The organism is Roseateles sp. (genome assembly GCF_965229315.1).
Taxonomy (GTDB): Bacteria; Pseudomonadota; Gammaproteobacteria; order Burkholderiales; family Burkholderiaceae_C; genus Pelomonas.
On sequence record NZ_CBDDJA010000001.1, the window covers coordinates 324,087 to 338,147 of the forward strand.

At 71.6% G+C, this 14,061-nt stretch carries 16 protein-coding genes; 9 read left to right on the forward strand and 7 right to left on the reverse strand.

Annotation, left to right across the window (positions count from 1 at the left end; genetic code table 11):
* Nucleotides 1–206: 206 nt before the first annotated feature.
* Genes ACO07H_RS01510 through ACO07H_RS01525 form a run of 4 tightly spaced genes read left to right on the forward strand, consistent with a single transcriptional unit; the run spans nt 207 to nt 3,944 of the window.
* Nucleotides 207–704: an Lrp/AsnC family transcriptional regulator gene (locus tag ACO07H_RS01510; RefSeq protein ID WP_422010392.1), complete on the forward strand. Its 498-nt coding sequence runs from the start codon at nt 207–209 to the stop codon at nt 702–704.
* Between the two features lie 43 nt (nt 705–747).
* The gene (locus ACO07H_RS01515) at nt 748–2,346 is read left to right on the forward strand and encodes a GNAT family N-acetyltransferase (protein ID WP_422010394.1); all 1,599 of its coding nucleotides are present in this window, start codon (nt 748–750) and stop codon (nt 2,344–2,346) included.
* Between the two features lie 25 nt (nt 2,347–2,371).
* Complete coding sequence (locus ACO07H_RS01520; RefSeq protein ID WP_422011639.1) at nt 2,372–3,259, forward strand: EamA family transporter; 888 nt, start codon at nt 2,372–2,374, stop codon at nt 3,257–3,259.
* Nucleotides 3,260–3,269: 10 nt separating this feature from the next.
* Nucleotides 3,270–3,944 (forward strand): hypothetical protein, encoded by a 675-nt coding sequence (locus tag ACO07H_RS01525; RefSeq protein WP_422010396.1) that lies wholly within the window; start codon nt 3,270–3,272, stop codon nt 3,942–3,944.
* A gap of 1 nt (nt 3,945) precedes the next feature.
* Here the strand turns inward: ACO07H_RS01525 and ACO07H_RS01530 are convergent, their stop codons facing one another.
* On the reverse strand, nt 3,946–4,740 hold the full coding sequence (locus ACO07H_RS01530; RefSeq protein WP_422010398.1) for an isocitrate lyase/PEP mutase family protein: 795 nt from the start codon (nt 4,738–4,740) through the stop codon (nt 3,946–3,948).
* Nucleotides 4,741–4,923: 183 nt separating this feature from the next.
* On the opposite strand from ACO07H_RS01530, the gene ACO07H_RS01535 reads away from it, so the two are divergent.
* From ACO07H_RS01535 to ACO07H_RS01550, 4 genes are all read left to right on the forward strand, one after another.
* Nucleotides 4,924–5,292: a methylglyoxal synthase gene (locus ACO07H_RS01535; protein ID WP_422010400.1), complete on the forward strand. Its 369-nt coding sequence runs from the start codon at nt 4,924–4,926 to the stop codon at nt 5,290–5,292.
* A gap of 25 nt (nt 5,293–5,317) precedes the next feature.
* On the forward strand, nt 5,318–7,462 hold the full coding sequence (locus tag ACO07H_RS01540; protein WP_422010402.1) for a putative bifunctional diguanylate cyclase/phosphodiesterase: 2,145 nt from the start codon (nt 5,318–5,320) through the stop codon (nt 7,460–7,462).
* A gap of 61 nt (nt 7,463–7,523) precedes the next feature.
* Nucleotides 7,524–7,688: a hypothetical protein gene (locus ACO07H_RS01545; RefSeq protein ID WP_422010404.1), complete on the forward strand. Its 165-nt coding sequence runs from the start codon at nt 7,524–7,526 to the stop codon at nt 7,686–7,688.
* Between the two features lie 89 nt (nt 7,689–7,777).
* Nucleotides 7,778–9,490 carry an NAD(P)/FAD-dependent oxidoreductase gene (locus ACO07H_RS01550; RefSeq protein ID WP_422010406.1) on the forward strand — a complete coding sequence of 571 codons (1,713 nt, stop codon included), beginning with the start codon at nt 7,778–7,780 and terminating at the stop codon, nt 9,488–9,490.
* Between the two features lie 18 nt (nt 9,491–9,508).
* Here ACO07H_RS01550 and ACO07H_RS01555 read toward each other — a convergent pair whose 3' ends face one another.
* Genes ACO07H_RS01555 through ACO07H_RS01575 form a run of 5 tightly spaced genes read right to left on the reverse strand, consistent with a single transcriptional unit; the run spans nt 9,509 to nt 12,611 of the window.
* On the reverse strand, nt 9,509–10,087 hold the full coding sequence (locus ACO07H_RS01555; protein WP_422010408.1) for a transglycosylase domain-containing protein: 579 nt from the start codon (nt 10,085–10,087) through the stop codon (nt 9,509–9,511).
* A complete protein-coding gene (locus tag ACO07H_RS01560) occupies nt 10,084–11,100 on the reverse strand; it encodes an SRPBCC family protein (protein ID WP_422010410.1) in 1,017 nt (338 codons plus the stop codon). The genes ACO07H_RS01555 and ACO07H_RS01560 overlap by 4 nt, the downstream gene beginning before the upstream one ends.
* Entirely contained in the window at nt 11,075–11,989 is a 915-nt protein-coding gene (locus ACO07H_RS01565) for a fatty acid desaturase (protein ID WP_422010412.1), read from the reverse strand. The genes ACO07H_RS01560 and ACO07H_RS01565 overlap by 26 nt, the downstream gene beginning before the upstream one ends.
* Complete coding sequence (locus ACO07H_RS01570; RefSeq protein WP_422010414.1) at nt 11,986–12,363, reverse strand: c-type cytochrome; 378 nt, start codon at nt 12,361–12,363, stop codon at nt 11,986–11,988. Before ACO07H_RS01570 ends, ACO07H_RS01565 begins: the two co-directional genes overlap by 4 nt.
* Nucleotides 12,360–12,611, reverse strand: a complete 252-nt coding sequence (locus ACO07H_RS01575; RefSeq protein ID WP_422010416.1) for a hypothetical protein — start codon at nt 12,609–12,611, stop codon at nt 12,360–12,362. Before ACO07H_RS01575 ends, ACO07H_RS01570 begins: the two co-directional genes overlap by 4 nt.
* A gap of 26 nt (nt 12,612–12,637) precedes the next feature.
* Here ACO07H_RS01575 and ACO07H_RS01580 point away from each other — a divergent pair, with 26 nt between their 5' ends.
* Nucleotides 12,638–12,919, forward strand: a complete 282-nt coding sequence (locus ACO07H_RS01580) for a DUF427 domain-containing protein (protein WP_422010418.1) — start codon at nt 12,638–12,640, stop codon at nt 12,917–12,919.
* On the opposite strand, the gene ACO07H_RS01585 is transcribed toward ACO07H_RS01580, so the two are convergent.
* Nucleotides 12,920–14,023 carry a murein transglycosylase A gene (locus ACO07H_RS01585; protein ID WP_422010420.1) on the reverse strand — a complete coding sequence of 368 codons (1,104 nt, stop codon included), beginning with the start codon at nt 14,021–14,023 and terminating at the stop codon, nt 12,920–12,922. It lies immediately after the preceding gene.
* Between the last annotated feature and the right edge of the window lie 38 nt (nt 14,024–14,061).

The following is a 14,061-nucleotide window of genomic DNA, read 5'->3' on the forward strand; positions in this document are numbered from 1 at the left end:
CCTGGTGGGATGCCAGCGCGCACGGCCCTTGTGAGGCGGCGGCGCAAGGGAGGTGGCCAGTGTGGCCGAATCCTTCAGTGTAGGGAAAGGCGCCCGCTGGGTGCTTTCTAAATGACGCTGGCGAATCCACGTTCAAGCAAGATTCTTGCTCCGACACGTCAAATTCGTTTCAAATCACATCCCGCTTTCGCTGATCAGGGCAAACCATGAGTTCCGCCGACAGCGCGCCGGCCGCGCTGGACCGTTACCACATCGCCATCCTGGCCGAGCTGCAGGGCGATGCCCGGCTGCCCAACGCCGAGCTGGCCCAGCGCATCGGCCTGTCGTCCGCCCCCACCTGGCGGCGCGTGAAGTGGCTGGAGGAGCAGGGCTACATCACCGGCTACCGCGCCGAGATCGACCGCCGCAAGATCGGCCTGGGCGTGCTGGCCTTCGTGCGCGTGGACGCCGAGCGCAGCGCGGGCGAGGCCACCAAGGTGCTGGAGGAGGAGATCCGCCGCCTGCCTGAGGTCATCGCCTGCCACTACATCTCCGGCACCGGCACGTTCGAGCTGCAGGTCATGGCGACGGACCTGGATGCCTTCTCGCGCTTTTCCATCAACACGCTGCTGAAGCTGGCCAACGTCAAGGACATCCACACCAGCTTCTCGCTGGGCGAGGTGAAGGCCGGCGGCGCGCTGCCGCTGGGCCACCTGAAGGGCTGAGGGCCCGTCGCGCCTGTCCCGCCAACGGCGCCAGAATGGCCCGATGCCGCTGGTCTACAAGATTGCCACCACCGAGGCCGAGTTCGAGGCCATCCACCGCCTGAACTACCGCACCTTCGTCGAAGAGATTCCGCAGCACCCGCCCAACCCGCAGCGCCGGCTGGTGGACCGCTTCCACGACGAGAACACCTATGCGGTGGCACTGGACAGCGACGAGCTCGTCGGCATGATCGCCGGCCGCGCACGGCGGCCCTTCTCGCTGGACGGCAAGCTGGCCGACCTGGACGCGCACCTGCCGCAGCATCAGCGCGCAATGGAAGTGCGGCTGCTGGCCGTCGCCCCGGGCTGGCGCAAGGCCAGCGTGTTCGCGCGCCTGGCCGGTGTGCTGGGGCGCGAGTTCCGCGACCAGGGCTGCGACCTGGCGCTGATCTCGGGCACCACGCGCGAGCTGAAGCTCTATGCCCACCTGGGCTTCCAGCCCTTTGGCCCGCGCGTGGGCAGCGGCGACGCCGTCTACCAGCCGATGTGGCTGCGCCTGCCGGACTACGCCGAGCGCGTGGCCCACCTGGAGCTGAGCGCCAGTGACGAGGCGGCCTCCTTCCTGCCCGGGCCGGTGCCGCTGTCGGCGGCCGTGCGGGCGGCCTGGCGCGCCGAACCGGTGTCGCACCGCTCGGCCGAACATCTGCGGCGCGTCGAACGCGTGTGTGACCGGCTCCAGGCCATGACCGGTTGCGCTGGCGCGCTGCTGCTGCCGGGCGGCGGCACGCTGGCCAACGACGCCGTCGCGGGGCAGATCCACCAGCGCGGCAAGCACGGCAGCAAGAACGGCAACGGGGGCCTGGTCATCACCAACGGCGAGTTCGGCGAGCGGTTGGCCGACCATGCGCGGCGCTGGCAGTTGCCGCACCGGACGATGTCGCTGGCCTGGGGCGAGGCCATCGACGCCCAGCGCCTGCGGGCCGTGCTGGCCGAGCAGCGCCCGGCCTGGGTCTGGGCCACGGCCTGCGAGACCTCGACCGGCATGCGCAACGACACCGCCCTGCTGCGCGACGCCTGCGCCGAGGTGGGCGCCGCGCTGTGCCTGGACGCGGTCAGCGCCTTGGGCCTGCAGCCGCTGGACCTGCGCGGCGTCTGGCTGGCCAGCGGTGTCAGCGGCAAGGCCCTGGGCAGCTACGCCGGGCTGGCCCTGGTGCTGCACGACGGGCAGCTGATGCCGGGCGGCGAGCTGCCGGCCGCGCTGGACCTGGGCGCCATTGCACGCGCGCACGGCGTGCCATCCACGCAAAGCTCCAACGCCGTGGCCGCGCTGGAGGCCGCCTTGGCCATCGACTGGCCCGCGCATTGGCAGGCCACCCACGCGGCCGATGTGCAACTGCGCGAGGCCTTGCGGGCTCTGAGCCTGCCGGCGCTGGTGCCCGCGCCTCACGCCCAGCCGGGCGTCATCACGCTGGCCCTGCCGCGCGGCGTGGACAGCCAGCGGCTGGGCCAGCGCCTGGCCCGCGTGGGCTGCCGCATCGCCTGGCAGAGCGCCTACCTGCGCGAGCGCAACTGGGTGCAGGTCTGCCTGATGGGCGCCTGGCGGCCCGCTGCGCTGGAGGTGCTGCCGGCGCTGCTGCGGCGCTATGCCGGGGCCATGCACTAGGCTGCGCCCGATGCCTACCGCCACCCTGCCCCTGCGCCATGTGCTGCTCGCCCTCGCCGTCGTGGCGATCTGGGGCAGCAACTTCGTCGTCATCAAGTACGCGCTGCACGTCATGCCGCCCATGCTGCTGGCCGCGCTGCGCTTCGCGCTCGCCTTCGTGCCGGCCTGCTTCTTCCTGCCGCGGCCGGCCGTGCACTGGCGCAACCTGGCCGCCTACGGCCTGTTCGTCGCCGTGGGCCAGTTCGGGCTGCTGTACCTGGCGATGGGCCACGAGATCTCGCCGGGGCTGGCGTCGCTGGTCATCCAGACCCAGGTGTTCTTCACGCTGCTGCTGGCCGTGCGCCTGGCCGGCGAGCGCGTGCAGGCATCGCAGTGGCTGGGCCTGGCGCTGGCGGTCGTCGGCATCGCCATCATCGTCATGCACACCGACGGCACCACCACGCCGCTGGGGCTGGCCATGGTGCTGGCGGCCGCGTTGTCGTGGGCCTGCGGCAACCTCGTCGGCAAGCGCGCCGGCCCCGTGAACATGCTGGCCTACATCGTCTGGAGCAGCGCCTTCGCGGTGCCGCCGCTGCTGGTGCTGGCCTGGTTCGTCGACGGCCCGCAGCAGATCGCCGCCGCGCTGGCCAACGCCGACGCCGGCACCTGGGCCGCCGTGCTGTGGCAGACGGTGGGCAACACGCTGTTCGGCTACGGCTGCTGGGTCTGGCTGCTGGCCCGCCATCCGGCCGGCCGCATCGTGCCGATCGCGCTGCTGGTGCCGGTGTTCGGCATGGGCGCCAGCAGCCTGCTGCTGAACGAGACGCTGCCGGCCTGGAAGCTGGTCGCCGCGGCGCTGGTGCTGGGCGGTCTGGCGATCAACCTGTTCGGACCCCGGCTTTTGCGGCTCCGGCCCGGGCCCGCCAAGCCCTAAGCTGGGCGGCATGAAGCGCCGTGCCCTGCTCCTGCTGACCGCCGGCCCGCTGCTGGCGGCGGGCGCGGCGCAGGCCGCGCCGCCCGCGGTGCAGCTGCTGGTGGAGTGGCGCTGGGTGGACAGCAGCCTGGCGCCCGCGGCCCAGGCCGCCGTGCGGGACGGCGCCGTCGTCGTCGGCACGGCCGGGTCGTATTCGCCGCGCGGACCGGGCGCCGTCACCTCGACCGCCACGCCGCCGGCACCGCCCGTCCAGCGGCTGGTCGTGCTGAACGGCCAGCAGGCCGGCCTGCGGCTGACGACACGCGAGCCGCTGCAGTGGGTGGAGGCCATCGTCGAGCTGGACACGTCCGCCACATCCGGCCCATCCGCCACCTCCGCCACGCCAGGCGGCGCCCGGCCGCGCATCTACGCCAGCCCGCGCCAGGGCGAGCGCCGCAGCACGCAGGGCATCCTGCTGACACCCAGCTGGCCCGGCGGCAGCGCACCGGTGCGCGTGGCGTTCGCCGTGGACGACTCGGACGGCGGCCATCTGCAGTCCACAGTGCAGTTGCCACTGGCGCGCTGGCAGAGCGTGGCCCGCACCGGCACCGCCGCCCCGGCCGCGCCGCGCGGCACGCTGAGCACGCACGACGCGGCCGGTCAGCCGGAGCGCGAGCTGCAGCTGCGGGTCAGCGTGCAGCCCTGAATCAGCGCTGGCTGGCGCCCAGCAGGCCGTTGATCTCGGGGTACGGCGCGGCGCCGTCGAACAGCGCATCGCCCGCCCCCTGCGCCAGGAAACCCGCCGCCGCCCGCGCCGCACGGCCCCAGGCCGCTTCGGCGATCGCACTGCCGGCGCTGAGGCGGCGCACGCCCAGGCGCTGCAGTTCGGCCAGGCTGGGCATCGCGGCGCGCGCCATCACGTTCAGCGGCAGCGGCTGGCCGGCCACCAGCGCCTCGATGTCGGCCGCGGCCGTCACGCCGGCCGCGAACAGCCCGTCCGCACCCGCCGCCGCGTAGTCGCGCGCCCGCAGCAACGCCTCGGCCACCTCGCGGCCCGGCGCCAGGCGCTTCAGCCAGACGTCGCAGCGCGCGTTGATGAACACATCCACACCCGCGTGGGCCGCCGCAGCCTTGATCGCCTCGATCTTGCGGCACAGCAACGCCGGCGTGCCCGCGCCGTCCTCGATGTTGATGCCCACCACGCCGGCCTCCACGAACTGCAGGATGTGGCCTGCCACCGTGGCCGGGTCGTCGCTGTAGCCGGCCTCGCTGTCGGCCGACAGCGGCACACGCGCCACGCGGGCGATGCGACGCAGCGCCGCGGCATGCTCCGTGATGGGCAGGTGGTGGCCATCCGGGTAGCCCAGCGCCCAGGCCAGCCCGGCGCTGGTGGTGGCCAGCGCAGGCACGCCCAGCGATTGCACGAGCACGGCGCTGCCGGCGTCCCAGACGTTGGCGATCTTCAGCAGGTCGGGGCCTTGGTGGAGCTGGCGGAAGTTCATGGCGTTGCGGTGGTTGGCTGGTCAGGTGGTCATGTTGCCGGCGGGCGCTGCCAGCGCATGACAGCAGCACGACGGGTTCAGGGTCGTAACAAGACGGTGCCTGCGTGGCAATGTGCCAAGTCTTGCCCAGTTGGCGCATCGCCATGCGTGTAACGTCAATCTTTTGCAGACCGCTCCACTGGCATGAAGCTCGCACTGATCGCACACGACGGCAGGAAGGACGCCATGATCGCCCTGGCCGGTGATTTTCTGCCGCTGCTGCGCCGCTGCCGGCTCGTCGCCACCGGCACGACCGGCACGCGCCTGACCGCGGCGCACGGCCTCGTCATCGAACGCATGCTGAGCGGCCCGATGGGCGGCGACCTGCAGATCGGCGCGCGGCTGGCCGTGGGTGAGGTGGACGGCGTCATCTTCCTGCGCGACCCCATGACGCCGCAGCCGCACGAGCCCGACATCAACGCCCTCGTGCGCGCCTGCGACGTGCACGACGTGCCCTGCGCCACCAACGTCGCCACCGCCCGGCTGCTGCTCACGCGCTGGAGTGGCGAGTGACGCCGGCGCCGGCGCTGGCCGCACGATGACCATCGCCGGCAAGCCGATGGCCCGGCTGTCGCGGCGCCTGCTGATCCGCACGCGGCTGGGCACCGCCTTCGGGCTGCTGCTCCTGCTGTTGCTGGCGCTGGCCGCGCTGTCGGTGTACCGGCTCAACGACCTGTCCAGCGCGCTCAACCACATCGTGGACGACCAGGCCGTCATCCGCGATTCGGTCAATGAGATCAACCGCAACGCCGAGTCCGTCGCGCGCAAGCTGCTGGTGCTGATGAGCCCCGATGCCGAGCTGCGCGTGGCGGCGTATCCCGAGATCGCCGCCGCCAACGCGCGGCTGGACGATGCCATGCAGCGGCTGGCCCTCGTGCTGCCGCCCGGCGCGCGCAGCGAGCGGCTGGCCGAAGTCACGCGCAGCCTGGCCGACTACCGCGCCAGCTACCGCGATGCGCGCGACCTGATCGAAGGCGACGACTTCCTGGCCGCACGCGCGCTGCTGGGCAGCGACACCGAGGCGGCGCTGTCGCTGTTCGCCAGCGCCGTCCACCAGCTCGCGGCCAGCGAGGAGCGCGCCGGCACCGCCCAGGCACGCGAGCTGCGCGACCAGATCGACGCCGACCGCACCGGCGTGCTCGCCTTGTGCCTGGCCGCGCTGGTCGGCGGTGCGCTGCTGGCGGTGGGCGTCGCGCGCTCCATCCTCGGGCCGCTCAAGCGCGCCGAGGACGGGGCGGAGCTGATCGCCCAGGGCCAGTACGGCCACCGCATCGAGGTGGATTCGACCGACGAACTGGGCCACATGGCGACCGCCATGAACACCATGGCCGCGGCCGTGGGCGAGCGCGAGGCCCGCCTGCGCCGCCTGGCCGACGTGGACCTGCTGACCGGCCTGCCGCAGCGCGCCCGCTTCATCGCCGACGGCGACCGGCTGCTGGCCAGCCTGCCCGAGCGCGAGCAGCTGGCGGTGCTGATCTGCATCGACGTGGACCGGCTCAAGGCCGTCAACGGCGTGCTGGGCTTCGACGCCGGCGACGCGCTGCTGCAGGGCGCCGCGGCCAAGCTCGCCGGCCTGTTCGAAGGCGTGGCCGCCTACGGGCGCCTGGCCGGCGGCACCTTCGCCGCGCTGGCGCCCGTGCTGCGCCTGGAGCATGGCGGCGTGCTGGCGGCCCAGTTGCGTGAGGAGGTGGAGCACAAGCTGAGCTGGCAGGGCCAGGCGCTGGACCTGTCCGTGTCGCTGGGCGTGGCCCACTGGCCGGAGCACGCGGCCGACACCGAGACGCTGCTGCGCCGCGCCGAGCAGGCCATGTTCGAGGCCAAGCGGCTGCACCAGCCAGTCGCCATCTTCAACCCCGGCACCGAGGCCGCGCGGGCGCTGCACCTGAGCCTGCTGTCCGACCTCGCCACGGCCATCCAGCAGGACCAGCTGCGCCAGTTCCTGCAACCCAAGCGCTGCCTGAAGACCGGCCGCATCACCGGCGCCGAGGCGCTGGTGCGCTGGCACCACCCGCAGCGCGGCTGGCTGCCGCCGGGCGACTTCATCCCGTTCGCCGAGCGCAGCGGCCGCATCCGCCAGATCACCGACTGGATGCTGGCCCGCGCCATCCGCACGCTGGCGGCCTGGGCCGCCCAGGGCCGCGAGCCGCTGTGCATCGCCGTCAACATCTCGACGCTGGACATCCAGGACCAGACCCTGCCCGCCCGCCTGGCCGCGATGCTCGCCGAGCACCGAGTGGACCCCAGCCAGCTGCAGCTCGAAGTCACCGAGACCGGGCTGATGTCCAGCGGCACCGACCCCATCGCGGTGCTGCACGCGCTGAAGAGCTGGGGCGTGCGGCTGGCCATCGACGACTTCGGCACCGGCCAGTCGTCGCTCGCCTACCTGCAGCACCTGCCGGTGGACGAGCTGAAGATCGACCGCAGCTTCGTGCAGGACGTGGACCGCGACGCGCGCCGCCAGGCGCTGCTGAAATCCATCGTCAGCGTGGGCCAGGGCCTGGGCCTGACCGTGACGGCCGAGGGCGTCGAGAACGAGGACGAACTGGCCGTCATCCGCGCCTGCGGCTGCGACCTGGTGCAGGGCTTCCTGCTGGCCCGGCCCATGGACCTGCCGGACTTCGAGGCGTGGCGGGCCCAGGCGGGCGCGGCCCCGCTTTTGCCTGCCGCGCCCAACAGGCTTTAGAATCCGCCCCTTTCGTCGTTTTGCCCCTGCAAGCGGGCTTTTGTTTCACTGGAGAGCCATCATGGGCAACAAGATCGTCACCGAAGCGGATCGCCGCGCCACCCCCCGCCCCGAAGCCCCCAAGGGCGTGACGTTCACGGCCGGCAAGGGCCAGCTGAGCAGCCTGGAGCGCGGTGCGCACACCCGCTCCAAGAAGAACCCGGGCAAGCGCCCGCATTCGGGTTGAGTCTTCAGGCTCACGCCTGACGATCCCGATGAACAGGCCCTGACGGGCCTGTTTTGTTTTGTCGGCTAGACACTGACCTGACGACTGCCATGATCCGCATCACCGAACTCCGCCTGCCGCTGAACCACGCCGAGAGCGAGCTGCGCCCGGCCGTGCTGGCCCGCCTGCAGCTCGCCGACACCGAGCTGGCCGACGTGCACGTCTTCCGCCGCGGCTACGACGCGCGCAAGCGCAGCGACATCCTGCTCGTCTACACGCTGGACTGCACGCTGGCCGCGGGCCGGGACGAAGCCGCCGTGCTGGCGCGCTTCGCCGGCGACCACCACATCCGCGCGACACCCGACACCGGCTACCACTTCCTGGCCCAATTTGGAAAAGGTCGGGGCGAGTACACCGGCCCGCGCCCAGTCGTCGTCGGCTTCGGCCCCTGCGGCCTGTTCGCCGCGCTGATCCTGGCGCAGATGGGCCTGCGCCCCATCGTGCTGGAGCGCGGCAAGTCCGTGCGCGAGCGCACGCAGGACACCTGGGGACTGTGGCGCGAGCAAAAGCTCCACCCCGAGAGCAACGTGCAGTTCGGCGAAGGCGGCGCCGGCACCTTCTCCGACGGCAAGCTGTGGAGCCAGATCACCGACCCGCGCCACCTCACGCGCAAGGTGCTGGCCGAGTTCGTCAAGGCCGGCGCGCCAGACGAGATCCTCTACGTCAGCAAGCCCCACATCGGCACCTTCCGGCTGGTCAGCATGATCATCAAGATGCGGGCCGACATCGAGGCGCTGGGCGGCGAGATCCGCTTCCAGCAGAAGATGACGGACCTGCTGATCGAGGGAGGGGCCGTGCGTGGCGTGCAGCTGGAATCCGGCGAGCAGATCGACACCACGCACGTCGTCATTGCGCTGGGCCACAGCGCCCGCGACACCTTCCAGATGCTGCATGCGCGCGGCGTGCACATGGAGGCCAAGCCCTTTTCCATCGGCTACCGCATCGAGCACCCGCAGAGCCTGATCGACGCGGCCCGCTTCGGCCCGAACGCCGGCAACCCCATCCTGGGCGCGGCCGACTACAAGCTCGTGCACCACGCGAAGAACGGCCGCTCGGTCTACAGCTTCTGCATGTGCCCGGGCGGCACCGTCGTGGCGGCGACCAGCGAGCCCGACCGCGTCGTCACCAACGGCATGAGCCAGTACTCGCGCAACGAGCGCAACGCCAACGCCGGCATCGTCGTGGGCCTGACGCCCGAGGACTACCGGCAAGACGGCAAGCGCGACGGCAGCCCCGTGAATCCTCTCGACGGCATGGCCTTCCAGCGCCTCTGGGAAAGCCGCGCCTACGAGCTGGGCGGCGGCGGCTACCTGGCGCCGGGCGCGCTGGTGGGTGACTTCATCAAGCGCCAGGTCAGCCAGGCCTTCGGTGACGTGGTGCCCAGCTACAAGCCCGGCGTCACGCTGACCGACCTGCAGCAAAAAGGCCGTGGCTCGCTGCCCGCCTACTGCCTGGACGCCATCCGCGAGGCCCTGCCGGCGTTTGCCCGCCAGATCCGCGGCTTCGACCGGCCGGACGCGGTGCTGACCGGCGTGGAGACGCGCACGTCCTCCCCGCTGCGCATCAACCGCGGGCGGGACTACCAGAGCGTCAACGTGCGCGGCCTGTTCCCGGCCGGTGAAGGCGCGGGCTATGCGGGCGGGATCATGTCGGCCGGCGTGGACGGCATCGAAGTGGCCGAGGCGCTCGCGGCTGACCTGCTGGGCATGCCGGATGCGCCGGTGCTGCAGGGCAAGGGGGCGAAGGCGGGTGGGCAGGTATGAGCCGCGACCCGGGCCGCCTCAGGGCGCAGCCGGCGTCTTCAGGAGCCGCTGAACGCGACGCTCATACATGTCTGATCGCACCACGTAAGCCGATGGTGACCAGGCGATGGCCACCAGCCTTGCAGCCTGCTCGGTGTTCACGCGCTCCAACGGCCGGTTGAATTCTCGCTGTGCGGCAGCCGCATACCCGCGCACCTGGTGGCCCATGTACGACGTGGCCAGCAACGTGCTGGCGATCTCCGCATCCGTCAGATGTCGAGGCAACAGCAATTTCAGGCCCCATTCCATCGACATCCGCCGCAGCGAGCCCATGCGTTGATCTGCATCGAGCAGGTCCGAGGCGGCGTACCGAGCCACCTGATCGACGATCCGGTCACCGTGAGACCGCCTCAACATGTCAAGCAGCAGCTGTGGCGGCTGACGCTCACCGGGCGCGGCAGTCTCCAAGCGGCGCTGGATGAGGTCAGTGGCAGGCCGGACGACCAGGACGTCGAAGACCAGGACGCCCGATGCCATGGCGACAACCAGCGCCGCCATGAAACGTCCCACACGCCACAGCCGTGGCGCCGTCGGTGCGGGTGTCCCGTCAATGGTCATGTCGCCCTCCCCTGCAGCTGCCGGTGTGCCAGCGCCTCCGCGCGCCGCGCATACAGCCGAAGCGCCACGGCCTCGAAGTCGCCGATCAGCCAGCGCGCCAGCGGCTCCGCATACCAGTTGAACTGCGTCGTGACGCGATAACTCATCGCCACCCTGAGCCGCGTGCCGGCGCCCTCGGGCTGCAGCGTGTAGACGGTGTCGATCAGGTCGAAATGGCGCCCGCCGATGCGCACGTGATCGTCCATTGCGCGCGGTGGAAACGAGTCGGCGGAAAAACGGTAGGTCCAGCGCACACGCTGCGCCGGCTGCCAGTCGGTCGAGACCTGATCGAAGCGGATGCCGCGGCCCATCTCGACATGGCGCACGAGCGTCTTTCCGTCCTGCTGCGTCACGCCGGACAACGGCAGCGGCACGCCGATGCGGTACATCCAGCCGTCCGCCATCTCCTCGGGACCGATCGCGGGCATGTCCATCAACTGCGCCCAGACCTGCTCCGGCGAGGCCGCGACGAAACGCTCGCCCTGGAGGTTGCCGAAGCGGTCCGGCAGCGGCAGCGGTGCCTCGATGCCGGCCGCCAGCAGCGGCAGCGCCGCGAACGCGCTCACGCTGGCCCGGGGCCAGCGCGTGGCACGGCAGATCCATCCCATGGCCAGGCCGCCGATGCCGCCCACCAACGCCAGCAACGGCACGATGAGGATGGCGCAGATCAGCCCCTCCCAGAGGATGGCCAGCGTGCCGAGCACCAGGAAGACATTGGCCAGGAAGCCCGACCGGAAGTGATAACCGACGGTATGGCGTTCGCTGCGCTCGGCCACGTAGACCGTCACCGCGCCCACCGCGAAAGGCACGATGCCGATGAAGCTGAACATCATCGGGTAGAGCCCGAAGGGGAGGTGCGCCTCCGCCAGTCCGCGCGCGGCGAGTCCAAAGGCCACGCCCACGGCCAGCGGCCAGACGCGCGAGAACGGCAGCCTGACCTTGGGACGCTCAGGCGATGGCGGCAGGTCGTTCATCGGTCGCAAGTTCCTGCGTTGAATCGGTCGTCGTCATCCGGGCAAGACCCGGCACTTTCAACTGCCAAACCAGCCCGACGCGAGCCAGGCCGCGCAGCGCCCACCAGCCCGGGTCCCACTCGCCGGGCCGCACGCCCAGGCACGCCGAGCCGGGGTCGGCATGGTGATTGTTGTGCCAGCACTCGCCCATCGTGATCAGCGACAGCCAGGGGAGGTTGCGCCCCTGCACGGCCACGCCTGGCAGCTGCACGGGCTGGCGGCCGTGGTTGTGCGCGAAGTAGCCGATCAGCCAGTGCCCCAGCACGCAGGCCGACACGCGCGCGCAAAGGCCCCACCACACGAAGCCCCAGCCGCCCAGCGCCCACAAGGGCAGCGCCGTGAGCAGCACCTGCAGCATCCACGTGCGCTCCAGCACGAGCAGCACCGCATCGCGCGACAAGCCGCGCGAATCGTCCAGCGGCGGCGGGTCAGCCAGCATCAGGTCGCAATGCATCTGCCACCAGCCGTCCTGCAGGAACGGCATGCCGTGGCGCAGGTAGGGGTGGCAGTCCGAACGGCGCTGGGCCAGGTCGCGCAGGTCGTGCTGGCGCTTGAGGCCCAGCGGGCCGGCCAGGCCCACCTGCACGCCCCACCACACCAGCACGACCTCCAGCCAGCGCGGGCAGCCAAAGCTGTTGTGGATGAGCTTGCGATGGCTGCCCAACGTGTGACCGAGCAGCAGCGTCAGCAGCGTGAGCCCGACGAACAGCGCGAAGGTCGCCATGCCCAATGTGGGGATGCCGCCCACGACGGCACCGAGCAACATGGCGGTCAGCCACAGCGACTTGACCGGCGCGTAACGCACACGCCCGGTCATCACATCGCCAAGCCGCGCGCCGGCCTCGTTCATGGCGCCGAGGCCGCCAGGTAGGCCAGCAGGTCCGCCACCTTGCGCTCGTTCATGCCCACGCCCCAGAAACGCATCTTGGTGCCGGGCACGACGGCGCCGGGGTCGCGCAGGAAGGCGGTGAGCGTGGCCTCGTTCCACACCAGGCCGGCGGCCTTCATGCCGGGGGAATAGGCATAGCCGGGCGACGTGCCGGCCTTGCGGCCCACCAGTGCATTGAGCTGCGGTCCGAAGCCGTGGCGGGCCGCCGGGCCCACGGCATGGCAGTTGGCGCAGGCGGTGAAGACCTTGCGGCCTGCCGACGCGTCGCCCGCAGCCGCCGCCAGCGGCGCGAGGCCGGCCAAGGCCAGGGCCAGCGCCAGGCCGCGCGGGCTCATGGCTCGGCCCCTGCGGCGGGCATCAGCTCGATCAGCTCCTTGGCGAACGCCAGCGCCTCCTCATGCGCCTCGAAGTGCATCTCGTTGTTCAGCTCCACCACCTCACCGTCCGGCCCCTTGTGCACCACCGACCAGCCGCCCGCGCCGCCGTCGATGGCGAGCACGCCGAACTGCCCGGGCTGGAGATCCCGGGCGCTGCCGCCGGTGACGACGATGTCGCGGCCGAGGTGGGAGTGGTAGCGTCGCATCCAACCCATTCTCACGGAGACGCGCGATGAAAGCAGTCTGGAACGGCATCACCCTGGCCGAAAGCGACGACACGGTGGTCATCGAAGGCAACCACTACTTCCCGGCCGAATCGCTGAACACCCAGTACACGACGTTCAGCAACCACGTCAGCCGCTGCGCCTGGAAGGGCGAGGCGAAGTACCTGAGCCTGCTGGTGAACGGCGAGATGAACACGGACGCCGTCTGGTACTACCCAGACCCGCTGCCCGCGGCCGCCGAGATCAAGGGCCGCTACGCGTTCTGGAAGGGCGTGAAGGTCACCGACTGATCAGGGCGTGAGGCCCTGCGGCAGCAGCGCCCACAGCCGCAGCGGCTGCTTCGTGCGGCCGGCCAGCTGGGCGGCCTCGTCGCCCCAGCCCCAGAAGAAATCGGCCCGCACGGCGCCCTGGATGGCGCTGCCGGTGTCCTGCGCCAGCACCAGTCGGCGCATGGGCGTCGTGGACCACGGCTGCGTGCTGTCCAGCCACAGCAGCGTGCCCAGCGCGACATGCGTGCGGTCGACGGCGACGGAGCGGCCGGGCGTCAGCGGCACGCCTTGCGCGCCCCTCGGGCCGGTGGCCGCATCGGGCAGCGCCTCCTCGCGGAAGTAGACGACGCGCGGGTTGACGGCCAGCGCGTCGCGCACGCGGCCCGGGTTGCGGCGCGCCCAGTCGCGCAGGCCGGCCAGGCTCGCGTCGCGCACCTCGCCGCGGTCCAGCAAGGCCTTGGCGACGGACTCGAAGGGCTGGTCGTTGTGGCCGGCGAAGGCCACGCGGCTGAGGCGCTCGGCGCCGTTCGCGTCGCGCGTGACGAGGCGGCCCGAACCCTGGATCTGCAGTTGCAGCAGCGCGAACGGGTCGTCCACGTAGGCCAGTTCCAGCGCGGCGAAGCCCGGGTGGGCCTCGATGTCGCGTCGCGGCGTACGCCGCATCTGCGGGTCGGCCGGCAGCGCATGCAGCGGCCACTGGAACGCGCCCTGGCGCGTGCGGCTGGCGACGAGCTGGGGCTCGAAATAGCCGGTCAGCAGCCCGGTCGTGCCGCCAACCGCGTCATTCAGTTGCCAGGGGCGCAGGTGCTTCATGAGGAACAGCGTGGCGTCCAGCGCATCGGCGGGCGACTGCAGCGCCGCGCGGGCGCAGAACTCGGCCCAGCCCGGCGCGGGCCGCTGGCAGTTGCCCAGCAGCGCCGGCCAGGCGGCCAGCAGGTCGTCGCTGCCCCAGCCAGGCAGGTCCTTCCAGTCCGCGGCGACCCAGCGCGCGGCCGGCCGGGGTGCGGCGGGCACCACCGGTGCGGCGCCGACCGGGGGCGGCAGCGGCGGCCGAGCCGGTGGCGTGGAGCAGGCGGCCAGGCTTCCTAGAATCGCCGCCAGTCCCCCACGCGCCCACCACCCCATGCTGCTGCTCATCCTCGAAGCCCTCGGCGCGCTGCTGA

Bases quoted from the DNA above. Each gene is read 5' to 3' on its own strand.
- ACO07H_RS01525 (WP_422010396.1), top strand. From the start codon at position 3,270: ATGAAGCGCCGTGCCCTGCTCCTGCTGACCGCCGGCCCGCTGCTGGCG.
- ACO07H_RS01545 (WP_422010404.1), top strand. From the start codon at position 7,524: ATGGGCAACAAGATCGTCACCGAAGCGGATCGCCGCGCCACCCCCCGC.
- ACO07H_RS01575 (WP_422010416.1), bottom strand. From the start codon at position 12,611: ATGCGACGCTACCACTCCCACCTCGGCCGCGACATCGTCGTCACCGGC.
- ACO07H_RS01510 (WP_422010392.1), top strand. From the start codon at position 207: ATGAGTTCCGCCGACAGCGCGCCGGCCGCGCTGGACCGTTACCACATC.
- ACO07H_RS01515 (WP_422010394.1), top strand. From the start codon at position 748: ATGCCGCTGGTCTACAAGATTGCCACCACCGAGGCCGAGTTCGAGGCC.
- ACO07H_RS01570 (WP_422010414.1), bottom strand. From the start codon at position 12,363: ATGAGCCCGCGCGGCCTGGCGCTGGCCCTGGCCTTGGCCGGCCTCGCG.
- ACO07H_RS01535 (WP_422010400.1), top strand. From the start codon at position 4,924: ATGAAGCTCGCACTGATCGCACACGACGGCAGGAAGGACGCCATGATC.
- ACO07H_RS01585 (WP_422010420.1), bottom strand. From the start codon at position 14,023: ATGGGGTGGTGGGCGCGTGGGGGACTGGCGGCGATTCTAGGAAGCCTG.
- ACO07H_RS01580 (WP_422010418.1), top strand. From the start codon at position 12,638: ATGAAAGCAGTCTGGAACGGCATCACCCTGGCCGAAAGCGACGACACG.
- ACO07H_RS01530 (WP_422010398.1), bottom strand. From the start codon at position 4,740: ATGAACTTCCGCCAGCTCCACCAAGGCCCCGACCTGCTGAAGATCGCC.
- ACO07H_RS01560 (WP_422010410.1), bottom strand. From the start codon at position 11,100: ATGAACGACCTGCCGCCATCGCCTGAGCGTCCCAAGGTCAGGCTGCCG.
- ACO07H_RS01540 (WP_422010402.1), top strand. From the start codon at position 5,318: ATGACCATCGCCGGCAAGCCGATGGCCCGGCTGTCGCGGCGCCTGCTG.
- ACO07H_RS01555 (WP_422010408.1), bottom strand. From the start codon at position 10,087: ATGACCATTGACGGGACACCCGCACCGACGGCGCCACGGCTGTGGCGT.
- ACO07H_RS01550 (WP_422010406.1), top strand. From the start codon at position 7,778: ATGATCCGCATCACCGAACTCCGCCTGCCGCTGAACCACGCCGAGAGC.
- ACO07H_RS01565 (WP_422010412.1), bottom strand. From the start codon at position 11,989: ATGAACGAGGCCGGCGCGCGGCTTGGCGATGTGATGACCGGGCGTGTG.